Source organism: Rhodococcus yananensis (genome assembly GCF_020515525.1).
Lineage (GTDB): Bacteria > Actinomycetota > Actinomycetes > Mycobacteriales > Mycobacteriaceae > Rhodococcus > Rhodococcus yananensis.
Window position 1 is genome coordinate 13971 of record NZ_JAIYEP010000010.1, and the last position, 17013, is coordinate 30983.

14 protein-coding genes are annotated in these 17013 nt (G+C 69.3%); 5 read left to right on the plus strand and 9 right to left on the minus strand.

Annotated elements, in window-relative coordinates; all coding sequences use genetic code 11:
* Positions 1 to 66 precede the first annotated feature (66 nt).
* Positions 67 to 957, plus strand: a complete 891-nt coding sequence (thpD, locus tag LDQ05_RS04150) for an ectoine hydroxylase (protein ID WP_226435627.1) — start codon at positions 67 to 69, stop codon at positions 955 to 957.
* Here thpD and LDQ05_RS04155 read toward each other — a convergent pair.
* The 4 genes from LDQ05_RS04155 to LDQ05_RS04170 all read right to left on the minus strand — a co-directional run bounded on the left by LDQ05_RS04155 (position 941) and on the right by LDQ05_RS04170 (position 6703).
* Positions 941 to 1804 (minus strand): hypothetical protein, encoded by an 864-nt coding sequence (locus LDQ05_RS04155; protein ID WP_226435628.1) that lies wholly within the window; start codon positions 1802 to 1804, stop codon positions 941 to 943. The two genes, thpD and LDQ05_RS04155, sit on opposite strands and share 17 nt — an antisense overlap.
* A complete protein-coding gene (locus tag LDQ05_RS04160) occupies positions 1801 to 2616 on the minus strand; it encodes a MerR family transcriptional regulator (RefSeq protein ID WP_226435629.1) in 816 nt (271 codons plus the stop codon). Before LDQ05_RS04160 ends, LDQ05_RS04155 begins: the two co-directional genes overlap by 4 nt.
* Positions 2617 to 2656: 40 nt before the next feature.
* The gene (locus LDQ05_RS04165) at positions 2657 to 3742 is read right to left on the minus strand and encodes a 3-deoxy-7-phosphoheptulonate synthase (RefSeq protein ID WP_226435630.1); all 1086 of its coding nucleotides are present in this window, start codon (positions 3740 to 3742) and stop codon (positions 2657 to 2659) included.
* A 540-nt stretch (positions 3743 to 4282) separates the two neighbouring features.
* Positions 4283 to 6703 (minus strand): ATP-dependent Clp protease ATP-binding subunit, encoded by a 2421-nt coding sequence (locus LDQ05_RS04170; protein WP_226435631.1) that lies wholly within the window; start codon positions 6701 to 6703, stop codon positions 4283 to 4285.
* Positions 6704 to 6887: 184 nt separating this feature from the next.
* On the opposite strand from LDQ05_RS04170, the gene LDQ05_RS04175 reads away from it, so the two are divergent.
* A complete protein-coding gene (locus LDQ05_RS04175) occupies positions 6888 to 9170 on the plus strand; it encodes a DEAD/DEAH box helicase (protein ID WP_226435695.1) in 2283 nt (760 codons plus the stop codon).
* Between the two features lie 184 nt (positions 9171 to 9354).
* Positions 9355 to 9915 (plus strand): FBP domain-containing protein, encoded by a 561-nt coding sequence (locus tag LDQ05_RS04180; protein WP_226435632.1) that lies wholly within the window; start codon positions 9355 to 9357, stop codon positions 9913 to 9915.
* Between the two features lie 70 nt (positions 9916 to 9985).
* Here the strand turns inward: LDQ05_RS04180 and LDQ05_RS04185 are convergent, their stop codons facing one another.
* The 3 genes from LDQ05_RS04185 to LDQ05_RS04195 form a co-directional block, all read right to left on the minus strand.
* Positions 9986 to 11026, minus strand: coding sequence for a YeiH family protein (locus tag LDQ05_RS04185; protein WP_226435633.1), 1041 nt, complete (start codon positions 11024 to 11026; stop codon positions 9986 to 9988).
* Between the two features lie 86 nt (positions 11027 to 11112).
* Entirely contained in the window at positions 11113 to 11805 is a 693-nt protein-coding gene (locus LDQ05_RS04190) for an ABC transporter ATP-binding protein (RefSeq protein WP_226435634.1), read from the minus strand.
* Positions 11802 to 12884 carry an ABC transporter permease gene (locus LDQ05_RS04195; protein ID WP_226435635.1) on the minus strand — a complete coding sequence of 361 codons (1083 nt, stop codon included), beginning with the start codon at positions 12882 to 12884 and terminating at the stop codon, positions 11802 to 11804. The genes LDQ05_RS04190 and LDQ05_RS04195 overlap by 4 nt, the downstream gene beginning before the upstream one ends.
* Before the next feature lie 129 nt (positions 12885 to 13013).
* Between LDQ05_RS04195 and LDQ05_RS04200 the strand changes: the two genes are divergently transcribed.
* On the plus strand, positions 13014 to 14222 hold the full coding sequence (locus LDQ05_RS04200) for a sensor histidine kinase (protein WP_226435636.1): 1209 nt from the start codon (positions 13014 to 13016) through the stop codon (positions 14220 to 14222).
* Positions 14219 to 14854, plus strand: coding sequence for a response regulator (locus LDQ05_RS04205; protein WP_226435637.1), 636 nt, complete (start codon positions 14219 to 14221; stop codon positions 14852 to 14854). Before LDQ05_RS04200 ends, LDQ05_RS04205 begins: the two co-directional genes overlap by 4 nt.
* 142 nt (positions 14855 to 14996) lie before the next feature.
* On the opposite strand, the gene LDQ05_RS04210 is transcribed toward LDQ05_RS04205, so the two are convergent.
* Both LDQ05_RS04210 and LDQ05_RS04215 read right to left on the minus strand, forming a co-directional pair.
* Positions 14997 to 15869 (minus strand): oxidoreductase, encoded by an 873-nt coding sequence (locus LDQ05_RS04210; protein ID WP_226435638.1) that lies wholly within the window; start codon positions 15867 to 15869, stop codon positions 14997 to 14999.
* A complete protein-coding gene (locus LDQ05_RS04215) occupies positions 15859 to 16848 on the minus strand; it encodes an alpha/beta hydrolase (protein WP_372461034.1) in 990 nt (329 codons plus the stop codon). Before LDQ05_RS04215 ends, LDQ05_RS04210 begins: the two co-directional genes overlap by 11 nt.
* Between the last annotated feature and the right edge of the window lie 165 nt (positions 16849 to 17013).

Genomic DNA, 17013 nt, shown 5'->3' on the forward strand with positions numbered 1-17013 from the left:
CCGCGCTCGGTAGTGGGACGGTCGGGATCGGACCGTCATCGATCAACGAGAGGGTGATTCAACCGTATGCGCACGGTCGTCAAGGACGAATATCCGACCCGTGGCCGAACGAACTGGGAATCCGTCGAGCGGAAGGACCCCGTCGTGTGGGGATCCGCGAACGACGGGCCATTGGATTCCGCGGCGATCGCCGATTACGATATGCGCGGATTCCACACTGCGGAAGCGCTTCTCGCAGCCAATGACGTCGGAAATCTGCTGGAGGAAACGTCACGACTCGGTCGTGAGCTCGGTGACGACGAGAAGGTCGTCCGTGAGCGCGGGAGCGGCGATGTCCGCTCCGTGTTCGACGTTCATCGCCTCAGCCCGCTGGTGGATTCGATCATCCGACGCCCCGGGATCGTCGGGATCGCCAGGCAGATACTGGGATCCGACGTGTACGTCCATCAGTCACGGCTGAACGTGAAGCCGGGTTTCCGCGGCGGACCGTTCTACTGGCACTCGGATTTCGAGACGTGGCACGCCGAGGACGGGATGCCCGCGCCACGGGCACTGAGCATTTCGATCGCGCTCACCGAGAACTACGGGTACAACGGTGGTTTGATGATCATGCCCGGCTCGCACCGCACGTACGTGTCGTGCGCCGGGGAGACCCCCGACGACTACTACCGTGAGTCACTGGTGACGCACGTTCCGCCGACGGGGTCGCCGGACGAGGACACCCTCACCCGCATGGCCGCCGAGTTCGGGATCACCACCTTCCTCGGATCCGCCGGTTCCGCCACGGTTTTCGACTCGAACTGCATGCACGGCTCGAACGGGAACATCACCCCGTTCCCGCGCTCGAACCTGTTCGTGGTCTTCAACAGCGTCGAGAACCTCCCGGTCGAACCGTTCGCGGCGGGTAATCCGCGACCGGATTACCTGGGCAGCAGGGATTTCACTCCCCTGCTCTGATCCGCGAGGCACCGTCGGTCGACCGCGGTGTCAGCGACGCCGCCACCGCGTCGGGGTCGTCCACCTGCAACGACAGGCGCGACACCGTCGCGGTGGGGCGCCGGTGCGCGAGAAACCGTGGAACCCGGACCTCGACGGGTTCGGTGAGGACGAGGTCCACGCACGTCCCGTCCGGCCCCGGCAGGTACAGGGCCTCGCCGTCGACGGTGACGTCGGTGTGCTCCCACCGCCGCCGCGCGACACACCTGCGCACGGCGGCGCGCTCGAGTTCGACGATCACCTGGTGACCTGACCGCACGATCAACCGGTCGGCGGCGAGCAGGTGCGGATGCGTGATGCGGCCGGTGAGGACACCGGCGATCTGGACGAGCCCCCACAGCGACAGCAACAGCAACACGGTGCGAACGGGAGGCCACGGCACCAGCACGTGCACGACGACCGTCTCGGCGACGGCGGCGACGAGGAAGGCCACCGGTACGGCCATCGTGCCCTTCGTGTAGCCGATCGGTTCGACACCGGACGACACCCCGTCGTACCGACGGCGCAACCACAACCACAACGAACGGTATCCGCGCAGTTCGAAGCGGATGAGTTCGGCCGGGGTCGGTCCGGCGACGTCGTCGAGGACTTCGCTCCACGTGCGCCCCCGCCGGCGGGCGGCTCGGACCCTCACGACCGTGATCGTCGTCAGGATCGCCGCGAGCGGCAGTTCGACGGCGAGCCACAGCGTGAACGCGGTCGTCGGCGACACGATCCCGGCCGCGGCGAGGACGGCGTTGACGACCGCGGCCGCGACGGTGATCGCCAGGGCCGCCGCGTGGAGGCGGCGTGCAGCGGGATCGGTCATCGGTGTTCCTCCGGTCCGGCGGCGAGGTGTTCGATCAGGTGGACGGCCACCGCCCGCTGCGCGGGATCGGGGAGCATCTCGACGAGGAGGGGTTCGCCCCGTGCCACGGCGTCGGCGGCCTGTGCGGCCCAATCGGCGAAGAGTGTGTCGGCGGTGTCCAGCAGCGGAGCCACGAACCGGACGAGCCCGTCGGCGACGGCGTCGATCTCCGATCGCGCGGTGGCCGGATCCCGCCCGGCGAGCGCCCCGAACCGCCGGTAGAGCGCGACGACGGCGTGCCGCTGCACGGGGTCGGTGACGATCGCGCTCGCCGCGTCCAGATAGGTCTGCGGCGTGCGTCCCGAGAGCGCGAGGATCTCCCAGCTGTCGCGTTCACGCACGAACAGCGCGCGGGTGTCCGGATCGTTCTCGCCTTCGACGAGCTCGTCGAAGGCCGCCGCGAGCGATTCGGGCAGTGGCGAGATCGCTCCGCCCCGCCGATGCCCGTCGAGCATCGCGCCGAGCGCGCGCCGCTTGCCGGCGAGAGCGGTCAGCTGTGCGTCGACGTCGGCGAGGAGAGCTTCGAGATCGGCGGTGAGATCTGTCCGGGCGTCGCCGTCGGTGGCGGATCCGAGCATCGTCGGTATCGAGGCGAGCGGCACCCCTGAACCGGCCAGCCAGCGGATACGCATCAGACGCACGAGATCCTCCAACGCGTACACGCGATACCCGTTGGAGGACCTCGGTGGCTCGGGGAGCAGCCCGAGCCGGTGGTAGTGCCGGATGGCGCGGACGGTCGTGCCGGCAGCCTCGGCCAGTTCACCGATCTTCACGATTCCAGGATCAACCCTGACGCTACGTCCGGGTCAAGCATCATGAGCGGCGGGTGCGCACGGCCTCCGCCAGACGATCGAGCTGCGCGGCCGTCGTCGCCCAGTCGATGCAGGCATCGGTGATGGACCTGCCGTAGTCGAGCTTGTCGGCCTCACCGAGTGTGAGGTCCTGACGACCCGCCTCGATGAAGCTCTCGAGCATGAGCCCGACGATGCCCTTCTCGCCCGCCTCGAGGCGCTCCGCGATGTCGGTGACGACGTCGACCTGCTTCTCGTGGTCCTTGCGGCTGTTGCCGTGGCTCGCGTCGATGACGACACGCTCCGGCAGCCCACCCTTGCGCAGTCGCGCCATCGTGTCGGCGACGGTCGCGGCGTCGTAGTTCGGTCCGGCGCTGCCGCCGCGCAGGATGACGTGGCAATCCGGGTTGCCGGCGGTCTCGATCAGCGCCGTGTTGCCCTCGAGGTCGGTTCCGGGGAAGACGTGGCTCGCCCCGGCGGCGCGGGTGCCGTCCACCGCGACCTGCACGTCTCCTTCGGTGGAGTTCTTGATCCCCACCGGCATCGACAGCGCGCTGCACAGCTGGCGATGCACCTGGCTCGCCGCGGTGCGCGCACCGATCGCGCCGTAGGTGACGAGGTCGGCGTAGTACTGCGGGAGGATCGGATCGAGGAACTCGCACCCCACCGGAAGGCCGAGGCTCGAGACGTCGAGCAGCAGTTTCCGTCCGATGCGCAGACCGGTGTTGATGTCGTAGGTGCCGTCGAGGTGCGGATCGTTGAGCAGACCCTTCCAACCGAGAGTGGTGCGCGGCTTCTCGAAGTACACGCGCATCACGACGTGCAGGTCGTCGCGCAGTTCTTCGGCCTTCGCGGCGAGACGGCGCGCGTAGTCGATGGCGGCGACGGGATCGTGCACGGAGCACGGGCCGACGACCACGACGAGGCGGTCGTCGGTGCCGTTCAGGATGTCGACGGTCGCGGCGCGCCCCGAGCGGACGGTCGCCGCGGTGACCTCGTCGGGAGCGTACTCGGCGCGGATCTGCGACGGCGCGGCCAACGGACTGATCCGAACGGTGCGTTGCTCGTCGAGGTCGCTGGTGGAGATCTCGGTGGAAACGGTGCTCATGGGTTGCGTTCCTGTTCTCGGTGGTGGGAGACCGACCCGGAAGAACCCTCGAAAGCGCCCGCGAGCCGGTCGGAATCCGGCTCGTGGGTGGAAGAAGTCAGCGCTCGGTTACGCCGACCGACCCACCCCGGGCCGGCCTGCTAAACCAGAAATATGCGCGCTGCATGTCGGCCACGATAACAGAGCCGTGCCGGTCGCGCCCGCCCCGCCCCCCGGAGCGAGTGGTACACCCGCTCGATTCAGTCGATCGGGTGTACCACTCGCTCGGAAAGGGACGGCCTCACCTCGCCTCGCGTCGGGACGGGACGGGACGGGACGGGACGGGACGGTCCGTTCTTCCAGGTCGCGACGCTGCGGTGGATCGAGTCGGAAGAGATTTCACGAAACACTTGCGCATTAGGTTTGCCTAACCTAGATTTCTGGTCAGGCCTACTGCGGATCGCGCGGAGAGCTGAGGGCTGCAGCAACTCCCGGTCCCTGCCTCCGGCGGGCCTCTCGTTTCGACGAGGGGCCCGCCGGCTCGTCCCGCTGTGTCACGCCCTACCGGACGATCAGGTCACCGTCCTCGACCTCGACGGACACCGCACCACCCTCGACCAGCAGGTCGTCGAGCAGCAGATCGGCGATGCGGTCGTCGACCTCACGCTGGATCGCTCGGCGCAACGGGCGGGCGCCGAACTCGGGCTGACGCCCGCGGTCGGCAAGCCAGTCGACGGCGGCAGCATCGATGTCGAAACCGATGTTCTTCTCCTGCAGACGTTTCCGAGTGTCCGCGAGGAGCAGATCGGTGATGTGCCGCAGTTGCTCGTCGTCGAGCTTGCGGAACAGCACGATCTCGTCGATCCGGTTGAGGAATTCCGGACGCATGGTCTCGCGCAGCCGCGCCATCACGCGATCACGCAGCGGCTTCTCCGCGGCTTCCGCATCGCCGGTGGTGAATCCGAGGGCCCCACCCTTGCTCGAGATGATGTCGGAGCCCAGGTTGCTGGTCATGATCACCACGGTGTTACCGAAGTCGACCGTGCGTCCCTGCCCGTCGGTCAGTCGACCGTCGTCGAGGACCTGCAGCAACGTGTTGAACACGTCCGGGTGCGCCTTCTCGATCTCGTCGAGCAACACCACCGAGTACGGATTGCGCCGCACCTGCTCGGTGAGCTGACCGGCCTCGCCGTATCCGACGTAGCCCGGAGGAGCACCGACGAGACGGCTGACGGTGTGGCGCTCACCGAACTCGCTCATGTCCAACCGCAGCATCTTCTTCTCGTCACCGAACAGCACTTCGGCAAGCGCCTTGGCCAGTTCGGTCTTGCCGACACCGGTGGGCCCGAGGAACAGGAAGCTGCCGACCGGACGGTGCGGGTCGCTCATGCCGGAGCGGCTGCGCCGCACCGCACGTGCCACCGCCCGGACCGCGTCGTCCTGCCCGATGACGCGGTTGTGCAGTTCGTCCTCGAGAGTGCGCAGTCGATCCTTCTCGGCGCTCGTCATCCGGGTGACGGGAATCCCCGTCGCGCGAGAGACGATCTCGGCGATCACGTCGGTGTCGACCACCGGCGTGTCGGCGTCCGTCGGGGCACCCGCCTCGATGCTGTTCTGCACCCGGGTGATCTCGTCACGCAGACGCGACGCCTCCTCGTAGCGTTCCGCGGCGACCGCGGCATCCTTGTCCGCCTCGAGCACGGCCAACTGCTCTCGCAGCTGCTCGGTGTCCACCCGCGGGTTGCGCAGCTGCAACCGGGCACCGGCCTGGTCGATCAGATCGATCGCCTTGTCGGGCAGGTGCCGATCGGGCAGATACCGCACCGACAGGTCGACGGCTCCGTCGAGCGCGTCGTCGGTGTACCGGACACCGTGGAACTCGGCGTACCGGTCGCGTAGACCGTGCAGGATCGCGAGGGCGTCCGCACGTGCGGGTTCACCCACCGTGACCGGCTGGAATCGTCGCTCGAGCGCCGGGTCCTTCTCGATGTGCTTGCGGTACTCGTCGAGCGTGGTCGCGCCCACGACGTGCAGTTCACCTCGGGCCAGCTTCGGCTTGAGGATGTTGCCGGCGTCCATCGCGCCCTCGCTGCCACCGCCGCCTGCCCCGACGACCGTGTGCAGTTCGTCGATGAACACGATCAGCCCACCGTCCTGCGCCGCGATCTCGTCGAGCGCCGACGTCAATCGTTCCTCGAAGTCACCGCGGTAGCGGGTACCCGCGACCATCGCGGTGAGATCGAGTTGCACGACACGCTTGTCCTGCAACTTCGCGGGCACGTCGCCGTCGACGATCCGCTGGGCGAGGCCCTCGACGATCGCCGTCTTGCCGACACCGGCCTCGCCGATGAGCACCGGATTGTTCTTGGTTCGCCGGGCGAGGATCTCGACGGTCTGTTCGATCTCGTCGGCGCGGCCGATGACGGGGTCGATTCCACCACCCCGAGCGCGGTCGGTCAGGTCCACACCGTATTTGTCGAGTGTGGGAGTCTGCGATTCCACCGTCGCTTCCTCGGCCGGACCCGGCTGGAGCGCCGCCTGCAGCGACTGCGGTGTCACGCCCAGCGACGCGAGGAGACGACCGGCCGACCGCGTGCGATCGGCCGCGAGGGCGAAGAACAGGTGTTCGGGATCGATGTAGGTGGAGCCCAGTGCACGCGCGAGTTGATGCGCTTCGAGCAGTGCGGTGCGGACCGCGCCGCTCAGTGCGGGCGTCGCGGACCCCGCGTCGGGGTTGCTCTGCGGCAGCCGTTCGTCGACCGCGCCGATCACGGCGGCGGGATCGGCTCCGGAACGGGTCATCACCGTCCGGGCCGGGTCCTGCTCCGCCATCGCACGGAGGACGTGCAGTACATCGAGGTCCGCGTCGCCACGCTCGGTGGCGTAGCGCGCGGCGGTCGCCATGAGTTCCTGGGTGCCGCGGCTCATGAAGCGCGTGATGTCGATGCGGCCGGGGCCACCAGGCCCGAAGAATGCCGGCATTCCGTAGCCTTTCTCTGCGACTTGAGTCTGTTCAACTCAACTAACGTGCCCGATCCGCCATCAATTCCCCCTTACGAGTGATCTACATCACCGATTGTCATCGTTCGCATCGCGGCACGGACACGACGTCGCCGGTGACGGGAGTGGACCCGCCACCCGGCCCACGTACCGTGGAGGCGTGTACATGCAGGACGTGCCGCATCTCGACGAGTTCGCGGCGGGGCTCGGATTCTCCCTCGACGAATTCCAGGTCCGGGCCTGCCGGGCACTCGAAGCCGGGCGCGACGTCCTCGTCTGCGCGCCCACCGGCGCGGGTAAGACCGTGGTCGGCGAATTCGCGGCACACCTCGCGCTGGCCCGCGACGGCACCCTCTTCTACACCACGCCGCTCAAGGCCCTGAGCAACCAGAAACACGGCGAGCTGGCGAGGCGGTTCGGCGACGACCGGGTCGGATTGCTCACCGGCGACATCTCGCTGCTGCCCGACGCGCCGATCGTCGTGATGACCACCGAGGTGTTGCGCAGCATGCTGCACGGGGACTCTCCGCTGCTCGTCGGACTCCGGTACGTCGTGATGGACGAGGTGCACTACCTCGCCGACCGTGAACGCGGCGCCGTCTGGGAGGAATCCATCCTGCATCTGCCCGCCGAGGTGCGACTGGTCAGCCTCTCCGCGACCGTGAGCAACGCGGAATCCTTCGGCGAATGGCTCAGCCGGGTGCGCGGTACGACCGACGTCGTCGTCGACGAACAACGCCCTGTTCCCCTCACCCAGCACATGCTCGCCGGCGGTCGACTGTTCGACCTGCTCTCCCCCGGAAGCACCTCCGTCGACGCCACCCTCGAGCGGTACATCGCACACCGGCAGCTGGTCGAGGCCGCGCCGCAACCGGGTCGACGCCGCCGACGCACCCGACACCGCGACAGCGGCCGGATCGATGTCGCCGAGGTCGTCACGCGACTCGAGGCCGAACGGTTGCTCCCCGCCGTCTGGTTCCGCTTCAGCCGCGCCGGTTGCGACGCGGCCGTCTCCGAATGTCTCTCCACCCCACTGCGTCTGACGGAGGCCGCGGACGCCGCACGCATCCGGGCGGTCGCGGAGAGACACACCGCGACGATGCCCCCGGCCGACCTCGACGCACTCGGCTTCCCCGACTGGCTCGACGGCCTCGAACGAGGATTCGCCGCGCACCACGCGGGCCTCGTACCGACCTTCCGGCACGTCGTGGAGGAGCTGTTCGCGGCGGGTCTCGTCCGCGTGGTGTTCGCGACGGAGACCCTCGCGGTCGGCGTCAACATGCCGGCGCGCACCGTCGTCCTCGAACGACTCGTCAAACACACCGCGACCGGGCCGACCCACCTCACCGCCGGTGAGTACACACAGCTCACGGGCAGGGCGGGACGCCGAGGCATCGACGACGAAGGGCACGTCGTGGTCGTGTGGAGCCGCGACGTCGCACCCGCCACCGTCGCGGGCCTCGCCTCCACCCGCACCTATCCGCTGCACAGTTCGCTGTCGGTCGGCTACAACACCACCGTCAATCTCGTCGCGCGGCACGGGCACGACGGTGCCCGCGCACTGCTGGGTCGGTCGTTCGCGCAGTTCGAGGCGGAGAGGTCCGTTGCCGCTCTCGCCGATGCGGTGCGCACCAACACCGCGGTGCTCGCCGAACTCGATGCCGAACTGGCGGATGTCGCCGGGTTCGGCGAATACCGCGAACTGAGTGACCGACTCGCGATCGCCCGACGCTCCGGCACCGCCGACACCGCCGCGGCACTCGCCCGGGCGCTCCGCTCCCACCCCGGTCATCGGCACCGCGACCGCGACGTCCTGCTCTCCGTCGCCGCGCGCCGCGCCGCGGTCGCCGCCGACACCGAGCGCATGCGGGCGCAGGTACACGCGGCCACGGCGGGCCTCACCGCGCGGTTCGACCGTGTCCTGGACCTGCTCGACGAACGCGGGTATGTGTTCGCCGATCCGGCGCGCGGATCGATCCACATCACCGACGACGGGCAGCGATTGCGTCGGATCTACTGCAGCAGCGATCTTCTCGTGGCCGAGTGTCTTCGCACCGGGGCCTGGTCGGGCCTCGATCCCGCCGAACTCGCGGCGGTTGCCTCGACCGTTCTCGGCGAGGGTCGTCGTCACACTGCGACGACGGCGGGGCGTGTCTCCCCTGCGCTCACGGCGGCGCTGGACGCGACACGGCGGTGTTGGCGCGACCTCGTCGTCGCGGAGGAACGCCACGACCTGCCGATCACCGCGGAGCCGGACCCGACGTGGGTCACCCCGATCCACCGGTGGGCGCGCGGCGACGGACTGGCCGCAGCTCTCCACGCTGCGGGCACCGTGGCGTCCACTCCGGGAGATCTGGTGCGACGGTGTCTGCGCACCCTCGATCTCCTCGACGGGACCGGGTTGTGCCGCCGCGATGCGTTGCCCACCGTCGGACCCGAGTTCCTGTGAACCCGTTTGCGCGCGTCGCGGCGCCACCGGTACGTTCGTGAACATGTCCTACCCGTTCACCTGTGCCCCCGGGCGTCTGGAGGTTGCCGACGGCTCTGCCGCCGGTAGCAGATGACCCGGCTCCGCACCGGTCGCGTCACCACCCTGTCGAGGGTCGTGTGCGCCCGGGGCACGGTCACACCATGTGAACTCTCTCCCGGTCGCGCTGCACTGTGCGCCGGGCACGGACATGATCGGACATTCCACCATGCAACCCGTCTCCGAGAAGACCCTGCGCGCCTGCTTCGCCAACGCCTCCCGCAAGGAGGTGTCCGTTCTCACCCTCCCACCGGCGTTCGACGGCCTCGACTGGGACCGGCTCGACTTCCTGGGCTGGCGCGACCCGAAGTTCAAGGGCCGCGCGTACGTCGTGGTTCCGACGCTCGAGGGCGACCCGGTGGGGTTGATCCTGCGGCGGGCGGACGCGACACCGCGCCGTCGGGCGCAGTGCTCGTGGTGCAACGACGTGACGCTGCCGAACCCGGTGGTGTTCTACAGCACCAGGAAGGTGGGGGCGGCGGGACGCAACGGCGCGACCGTCGGCCTGCTGCTCTGCGAGGACTTCGAGTGTTCGCGCAACGTACGTAGGCTCGACCCGCTTCCGTATCCCGGTTTCGATCGGGAAGCGCTGCGCGACGAACGAATCGACGCCCTGCGGCTGCGCACCGCGGGTTTCGTCGGGAACCTGTTGGCTGCCGCGACCTGATCTCACCGCGAGTGTGCAGTTGCCGATGCGTATCCCCGAAGAACACTGCGGTAACTGCACACTCGCGGGACTACGCACCCGACACACCCGAGAGCAGCACTCCGGCAAGGGCGATCGAGGCCACCCACACGGTGGCGAAGGACGCGAGCACGAATGGTTTGGCACCGACCCGGGTGAGTGCGGCGAACCGCACCCCGGTGCCCAGCGCGAACATCGCCGCGGTGAGCAGGGCGGTCTGCACCTCGGTGGTGACCGCCAGGACGGGGTCGGGGATCACCCCGGTGGACCGGACCGCCACCAGCACCGTGAACGCGACGACGAACAGGGGCACGACGGGCGGGCGACGGGTATCCGCCGCGGGTTCGGTGATCCGGCGGTGCACACCGAGGATCGCGATGACGGGGGCGAGCATCACCACGCGGGCGAGTTTCGCGACCACGGCGACGGCGAGTGCGCCGCCACCGATCACGCCTCCGGCCGCGACCACCTGCCCCACCTCGTGGACGGAGGCGCCGGCCCACAGTCCCGCGTCGACATCCGACATACCCAGGGCACCCGCGAGCAGTGGGACCGCGGGGATCATGAGGGTTCCGAACACGACGACGAGGGCCACCGAGGTGAGCACGTCGTCCTCGTCGGCGTCGACCACGCCGTTCACGGCAGCCACCGCCGCGGCACCGCAGATGGAGAATCCGCACGCGATGAGCACGCGTTGGGACCACGACAGCCCGAGTCGTGCGCCGACCAGGAGGCTGCCGCCGATGCCGAGACCGACGACGGCAACCACCGTGGCGATCATCGGCCCGCCGAGTCCGAGCACGTCACCGATCAGCAGTTGCAGGCCGAGCAGCGCGATACCGACCCGCAGGACGCGCCGCGCGGAGAAGTCCAGGCCCGGACGCCACCGGCCGGGAAGGTCCGCGACGTTGGCTGCCACGGCACCGACGACGATCGCGACGAGCAGCGGACTGACCGCCGGAACGAGGCGGTGCACCGCGAGCGACACGCCTGTCGCGACCGCGCACACGGCGAGACCCGGAACGACCCCTGCCGGTGCGGTGGCGAGGGGTCGTGCCGGGGTCCCGGGAGGCGGGTGGGTGGTGTGTCGCATGGTGCAAGCGTCCACCGGAACCACTCCGGCCGGTAGCCGCCGTTCGAACATCAGATCATATCGAAACGATATGTATCCGAGTCATCTCATACGTGTTGCGCATGAGATGGGGACTCGAGGACGCGTCCGTCCCGCACCTGCACGACCCGGTCCGTTCCGGCGAGATGGGTCAGGTCATGGGTCACGAGCACCGTGGCACAGTCACGTTCCCTCGTCAGGTCCGTGATCAGCCGGACGATCGCCGCGCCGCGCTCGTGATCCAGGGCGCTCGTCGGTTCGTCGATCAGCAGTACCGACGGTTCGTTCATGAGTGCGCGGGCGATGTTCACCCGCTGGCGCTGGCCGCCCGACAACTGGTGCGGCCGACGATCCGCGACGTCGCCCAACCCGACCGCGTCGAGGAGTGCCAGCGCGCGGTCGCGCACGCCGGAGGGAGATCGCCCGTCGATCACCGCCATCACCTGGAGCTGCTCGACGGCGGTGAGCGACGGAAGCAGGTTCGGCTGCTGGAACACGATCCCGATGCGGCGGCGCCGCAGCTCGGCGAGCTCACCGCGACCGAGGCCGGCGATGTCGGTGCCGGCGACCACCACGGATCCCGAATCGGGAGTCACGAGGGTCGCGGCAACCGCGAGGAGACTCGACTTGCCCGACCCGGACGGTCCCACGACCGCCGTGACGCAGCCGGCGGGCACGTCGAGGTCGACGTGATCGAGTGCGACGACACGGCCGTCGCCGTCGGGGTAGGTGAGGGTGACATCGGTCAGTTTCAGGCTCATCGGGCACTTCCCAGGGCGATCAGAGGGTCGACGGACGTGACGCGGCGGACGGCGAGGGCGGCTCCGGCAGCGCCGAGCACCACCGTCACCAGTGACGGGACGACGAGGGTGGCGGGGGCGAGATCGAACGGCACCGTCCCGGACACGGCCGCGCCGATCCCGGCCGCCAGCGCGGTCCCGACGGCGGTACCGGCGACGAGCAGGACCACGGCCTGCCCGAGCGCATCCCGGAGCAACGATCCGGTGGAGGCACCGAGCGCCTTGAGCACCGCGATGTCGCCGCTGCGCTGGATCGTCCACACCGTGAAGAACGCGCCGATGACGAGTGCCGCGATGACGAACAGGAATCCCCGCATGAGCTGCAACGAGCCGTTCTCCGCCGTGAAGGAACCGATTGCCGACAACGAGTCGGTCTTCGACACCGCCAGGACACCGGTCGCCTCGCCGACGGCGTCCGCGTCGAAATCGGAGGTCGTGGTCAACGCCACCACCGAGGCTTCCGGGTCGGTGAGTTCCGTCCACACGACGGGGGTGTGCGAGAACGAATCGTCGCCGCGCACCGCGACGACCGTGAGCTCACGGTCCCCCACGAGCACGGTGTCTCCCACCGTCGCGGCCAGTTCGTCGGCCGCGGCGGTCGACAACACCGTCGTCGAGACGGTGACGGACTCCCCGCCCGGCACCAGCGCCGAACCCGACCGGACCGCGAACACCGACACCGTCGCCGTGCCGGTCGGTGCGCTCGCGCGGGCCGTCGACACACCGAGGGGTTCCGCGGCGGTCACGCCCGGCATCGCGCCGAGACGCTCCCACCGGTCACGTGAGACGGTGGACGTCGTGAACGACGGGTCCTGCCCGTCGGCGGGTTCGGCGAACGCGATCCTGTCGGCGGGCAGCGCCTCGATCGCAGAGATGTTCTGCTGGGCCAGTCCCGCCGTCAGGCCCGACAGGATCCCGACGAGCAGGGTGATCAGCGCGATGACGGTGCCCATCAGGGCGAATCGTCCCTTCGCGAAACTCAGGTCTCTCCAGGCAACGAACACGGCAACTGCTTTCTCGTCGGGTTTCGGGGTCGACATCCACCCTCGTCGAACCGGGCCCCGGCGACATCGCCCGCGGGTGAGCACTTCCGGCACCGAACGGTGGCGGCGTGTCTCCATCTTTCGACAGATGTGGCAGACGCCGAACACCCGTAGGCTGGGACGATCGTGCACACCCCGATCCCCCGAACCCCGCCTCCCGCTCTGCGGATCCTCGCAGCCTGCCTGCACGTGCTCGTCGCCGGGCTGCTGGCACTGACCGTGGTCCGGGCGGTGACCGCCGACGATCCGCGGGCCGGTGTGATCGCCGTCATCGCGATCGCGATGCTCGTCGCGTACGCGGCGGGACCGTCGACCCCCGCCGTCGGCACGTCACCCGTCGCGACGGGTGTGTGGTTCACGACCGTCGGTGCCCTGTGGCTGGCCCTGCTGACACTGTCCGCGGAGGCGGTGTGGCTCGCCTTCCCCCTGTACTTCGTGGCGCTGCACCTGTTGCCGCCGCGAGCGGCACTCGTCGCGGTGATCGCGACCGCGGTTGCCGCGGTCGTCGGATTCACCGCGCACCAGGGCGCATTCGCACCGGCGACCGCGCTCGGACCGGCGCTCGGCGCGGCGGTGGCGGTGGCGGTCGTGTGGGGTTATCAGGCTCTCTATCGGGAGAGCGAGCAACGCCGCCTCCTCATCGAGGAGCTCACCGCGACGCGCGCGGATCTGGCCGCCGCACAGCACGACGCCGGTGTCGCCGCCGAGCGGGAACGTCTCGCCCGCGAGATCCACGACACCCTCGCGCAGGGACTGTCGAGCATCCAGTTGCTGCTGCGCGCCGCCGAACGTGCCCTGCCCTCACGCGTCGACGACGCCGCCGCCTACGTCGTGCAGGCCCGTACCGCGGCCACCGACAATCTCGCCGAGGCGCGCAGGTTCGTCGCGGCGCTCACCCCACCGGCACTGGACGATTCGACCCTCGCCGGTGCACTCGACCGGTTGTGCACCGATCTCTCCGCCCGGCACCGGATCGCCGCCCGATTCCACGCGACCGGTACCCCGGTGCCGCTGCCCACCCCCTACGAGGTGGCGCTGCTTCGCATCGCGCAGTCCGCGCTCGGCAACACCGTCGCGCACGCGGAGGCGACCGCGGTCGAGGTCACCCTCAGCTACCTCGACGACGAGGTCGCCGTCGACATCGTCGACAACGGCCGCGGTTTCGATCCGGTGGCGACCCCCCACCCCAGCCCCGACGCCGGCGGATTCGGTCTGGCGGCGATGCGCGCCCGCACCGTCGATCTGGGCGGTACGTTCACCATCGAGTCCACACCGGGACACGGCACCGCGCTCGCCGCGCGACTGCCGATCCCCGACGCGGAGGTCGAAGCGTGAGTGCTACCCCCATCCGGCTCCTGCTCGCCGACGACCATCCGATCGTGCGGGCCGGTCTCCGCGCGGTCCTCGACACCGAACCCGGCATGACGGTGGTCGCGGAGGCGGCGACGGCGGAGGAGGCGGTCGAGCGGTCCGCCGCCGGTGACATCGACGTCGTCGTGATGGATCTGCAGTTCGGCCGCGGGATGACCGGGGCGCAGGCCACCGCCGCGATCACCGCGCGCCCCGGGGCACCGCGTGTCCTCGTCGTCACCACATACGGCACCGACGCCGACACCCTCCCCGCCATCGAGGCCGGTGCCACCGGATATCTGCTCAAGGACGCACCACCGGAGGAACTCGCGGCCGGGATCCGGTCGGCCGCGTCGGGACGCACCACACTCGCGCCGTCGGTGGCCGATCGGCTCGTCGACCGGATGCGCAATCCGGCGGTGACCCTCACCCGCCGCGAGGTGGAGGTGCTGACGTTGGTCGCGGAGGGCCTCCCCAACCAGATGATCGGCCGTCGCCTGCACCTGACGGAGGGCACCGTCAAATCACATCTGGCGCACATCTACACCAAGCTGGACGTCACCTCGCGTACCGCCGCGGTCGCGGCGGCCGCCGAACTCGGCCTCATCCGCCGCTGACGCTCACCCGTGTCCGAGCGAACGTATCGCTCGATCGATCGAATCGATCGGGTGTACCACTCGCTCGGATGCGGGGAGGGGTGTATCGCACGCCGCACCGCGAACACAGGTCGACGGGCCACGAGTCGTCAGGCGTCAGCCGTCAGCCTCCGGGCGGGATCGGGTAGGTGACGCCGGTGAGCTTCTCCGACAACTCCCACAGTCGACGCGCGGCCCCACGGTCGCGGGCACGACGGGCGGCACGCGCCGGGTGCGGCGACCCGTACAGCAGCAGGTTCGGGCCGACGAATCCCCCGGGCAGGTCGGGTTCGGTCGCCGCGAACACCACCGATTCCGCGCCCTGCGCGGGTGTGCGCTGCAGAATCGTCTTGCCGAACGTGAACAATCGGTCGAACCACGTTCCGGTGTGCCCGCCGACGCCGGTCGCGGCGTAGCCGGGGTGCGCCGCGACCGCCCGCAGCGGCGACCGCGCTGCGGCGAGCCGTCGTTCCAGTTCGAGACTGAACAGCAGGTTCGCGAGCTTCGACTGCGCATAGCCGCCCGCGCGACGGTAGCGACGATGCTCGAAGTTCGGGTCGTCGAGGTCGATGCGCCCGACGAGGTGCGCCGCGCTCGTCACCGTCACCACCCGAGTGGTGAGTCGGTCGAGGAGCAGTCCCGTGAGCGCGAAATGTCCGAGATGGTTGGTCCCGAACTGCATCTCGAAACCGTCGACGGTGCGCGTGTACGGCAACGCCATGACGCCCGCGTTGTTGACGAGCACGTCGATACGCCGGTCGCCGAGTTCTTCCGTGAATGCGCGTATCGACGCCAGGTCGGCGAGGTCGAGCCGGTGCATCGATGCGCCGGACCCGAGTTCCTCGGCGATCGCACGCCCCTTGTCGACGTTGCGGCCCGCGAGCACCACGGTGGCACCGGCCGCTCCGAGGGATCGGGCGGTTGCTTCTCCCACACCGCTGGTCGCCCCGGTCACCACGAAGGTGCGGTCGGCCAGCGGTGCGAACTCAGGCGCCAATCGACGCTTTCATCATCGGGAGCATGGCCCAGAGTTCGTCCTGCCAGTAGCCCCACGTGTGGGTGCCGCGCGCGGGGAACGAGAAGTGTGCGCTGTCGATACCCAGGGTGGCCAGCCGCACCTGGAATGCGCGGTTCTGTGCGAGCGCGAGCGCTTCGAGACCCATCGCGTTCGACGTGTTGTAGACGCCGACCAGCGAGTCCGGGTTGTCGTACTGTCCGGGCAGACCGCTGGCCGCGGACACCCACATCGGCAGGCCGCGCAGCTGCGGTGCGGCGACGAACGGGTCGTGGCGCAGCCACGCCGGATCCCACGGCGGACCCCACATCGCGTCGGAGTTGTAGCCGCCGGCGTCGAGCATCGCCAGACGGATGGCTTCGCGCATGCCGGGCGCCGACAGGTTCAGGTAGCCCGACAGCGAACCCGCGAACGTGAACTGGTCGCGGTGGTAGGCCGCGAGGATCAGGGCCGCGTTGCCGCCCATCGACAGACCGACCACGGCGTTGCTGTTGCGGTCGATGCCGTACCGGGTGAGGTGATCGGGCAGGTTCTGGGTGAGGAAGGACTCCCACTTGTAGGTGTACGGCTGACCGTTGAAGTTGCTCGGCGCGTACCAGTCGGCGTAGAAGCTCGACTGTCCTCCGACCGGCATGACGACGTTGATGCCGTTGTCGGCGAGCCACGCCGCGTTGGTCTCGTGTTCCCAGCCGCTGACGTCGTCGGTCGCGCGGAGCCCGTCGAGCAGATACACGGCCTTGTTGCTGCCGTTGTTCGCGAACCAGATGCGGACCTTGATCTCACCGACGCCGCCCGGTGCGGGCACCATGTCCTCGGTGAACCGCGTGTAGGGGTCGGCGGATGCGGTACCCGCGCCGAGACCCGTGAAGACCAGGGCGAGCGGCACGACGACGGCTGCCACCAGCAACCGGACCAGCGCGCGCGCCCCCCGACGCCTTCCAACTTCGGTCGTATTCGTCACACCGAACTCCCCTTGTGCGTCCGACACCATCAGTAACTCCAGTCACACGGTATACGCGGACACGAGCCTCAAGCAGGCTTGCACACAATCGTTATCCTGCAAAGTCGAATGGCGATCCCCGCCCGTGCGATCCACCCGCGCAGACGCCTCCGATCCGGCACGACG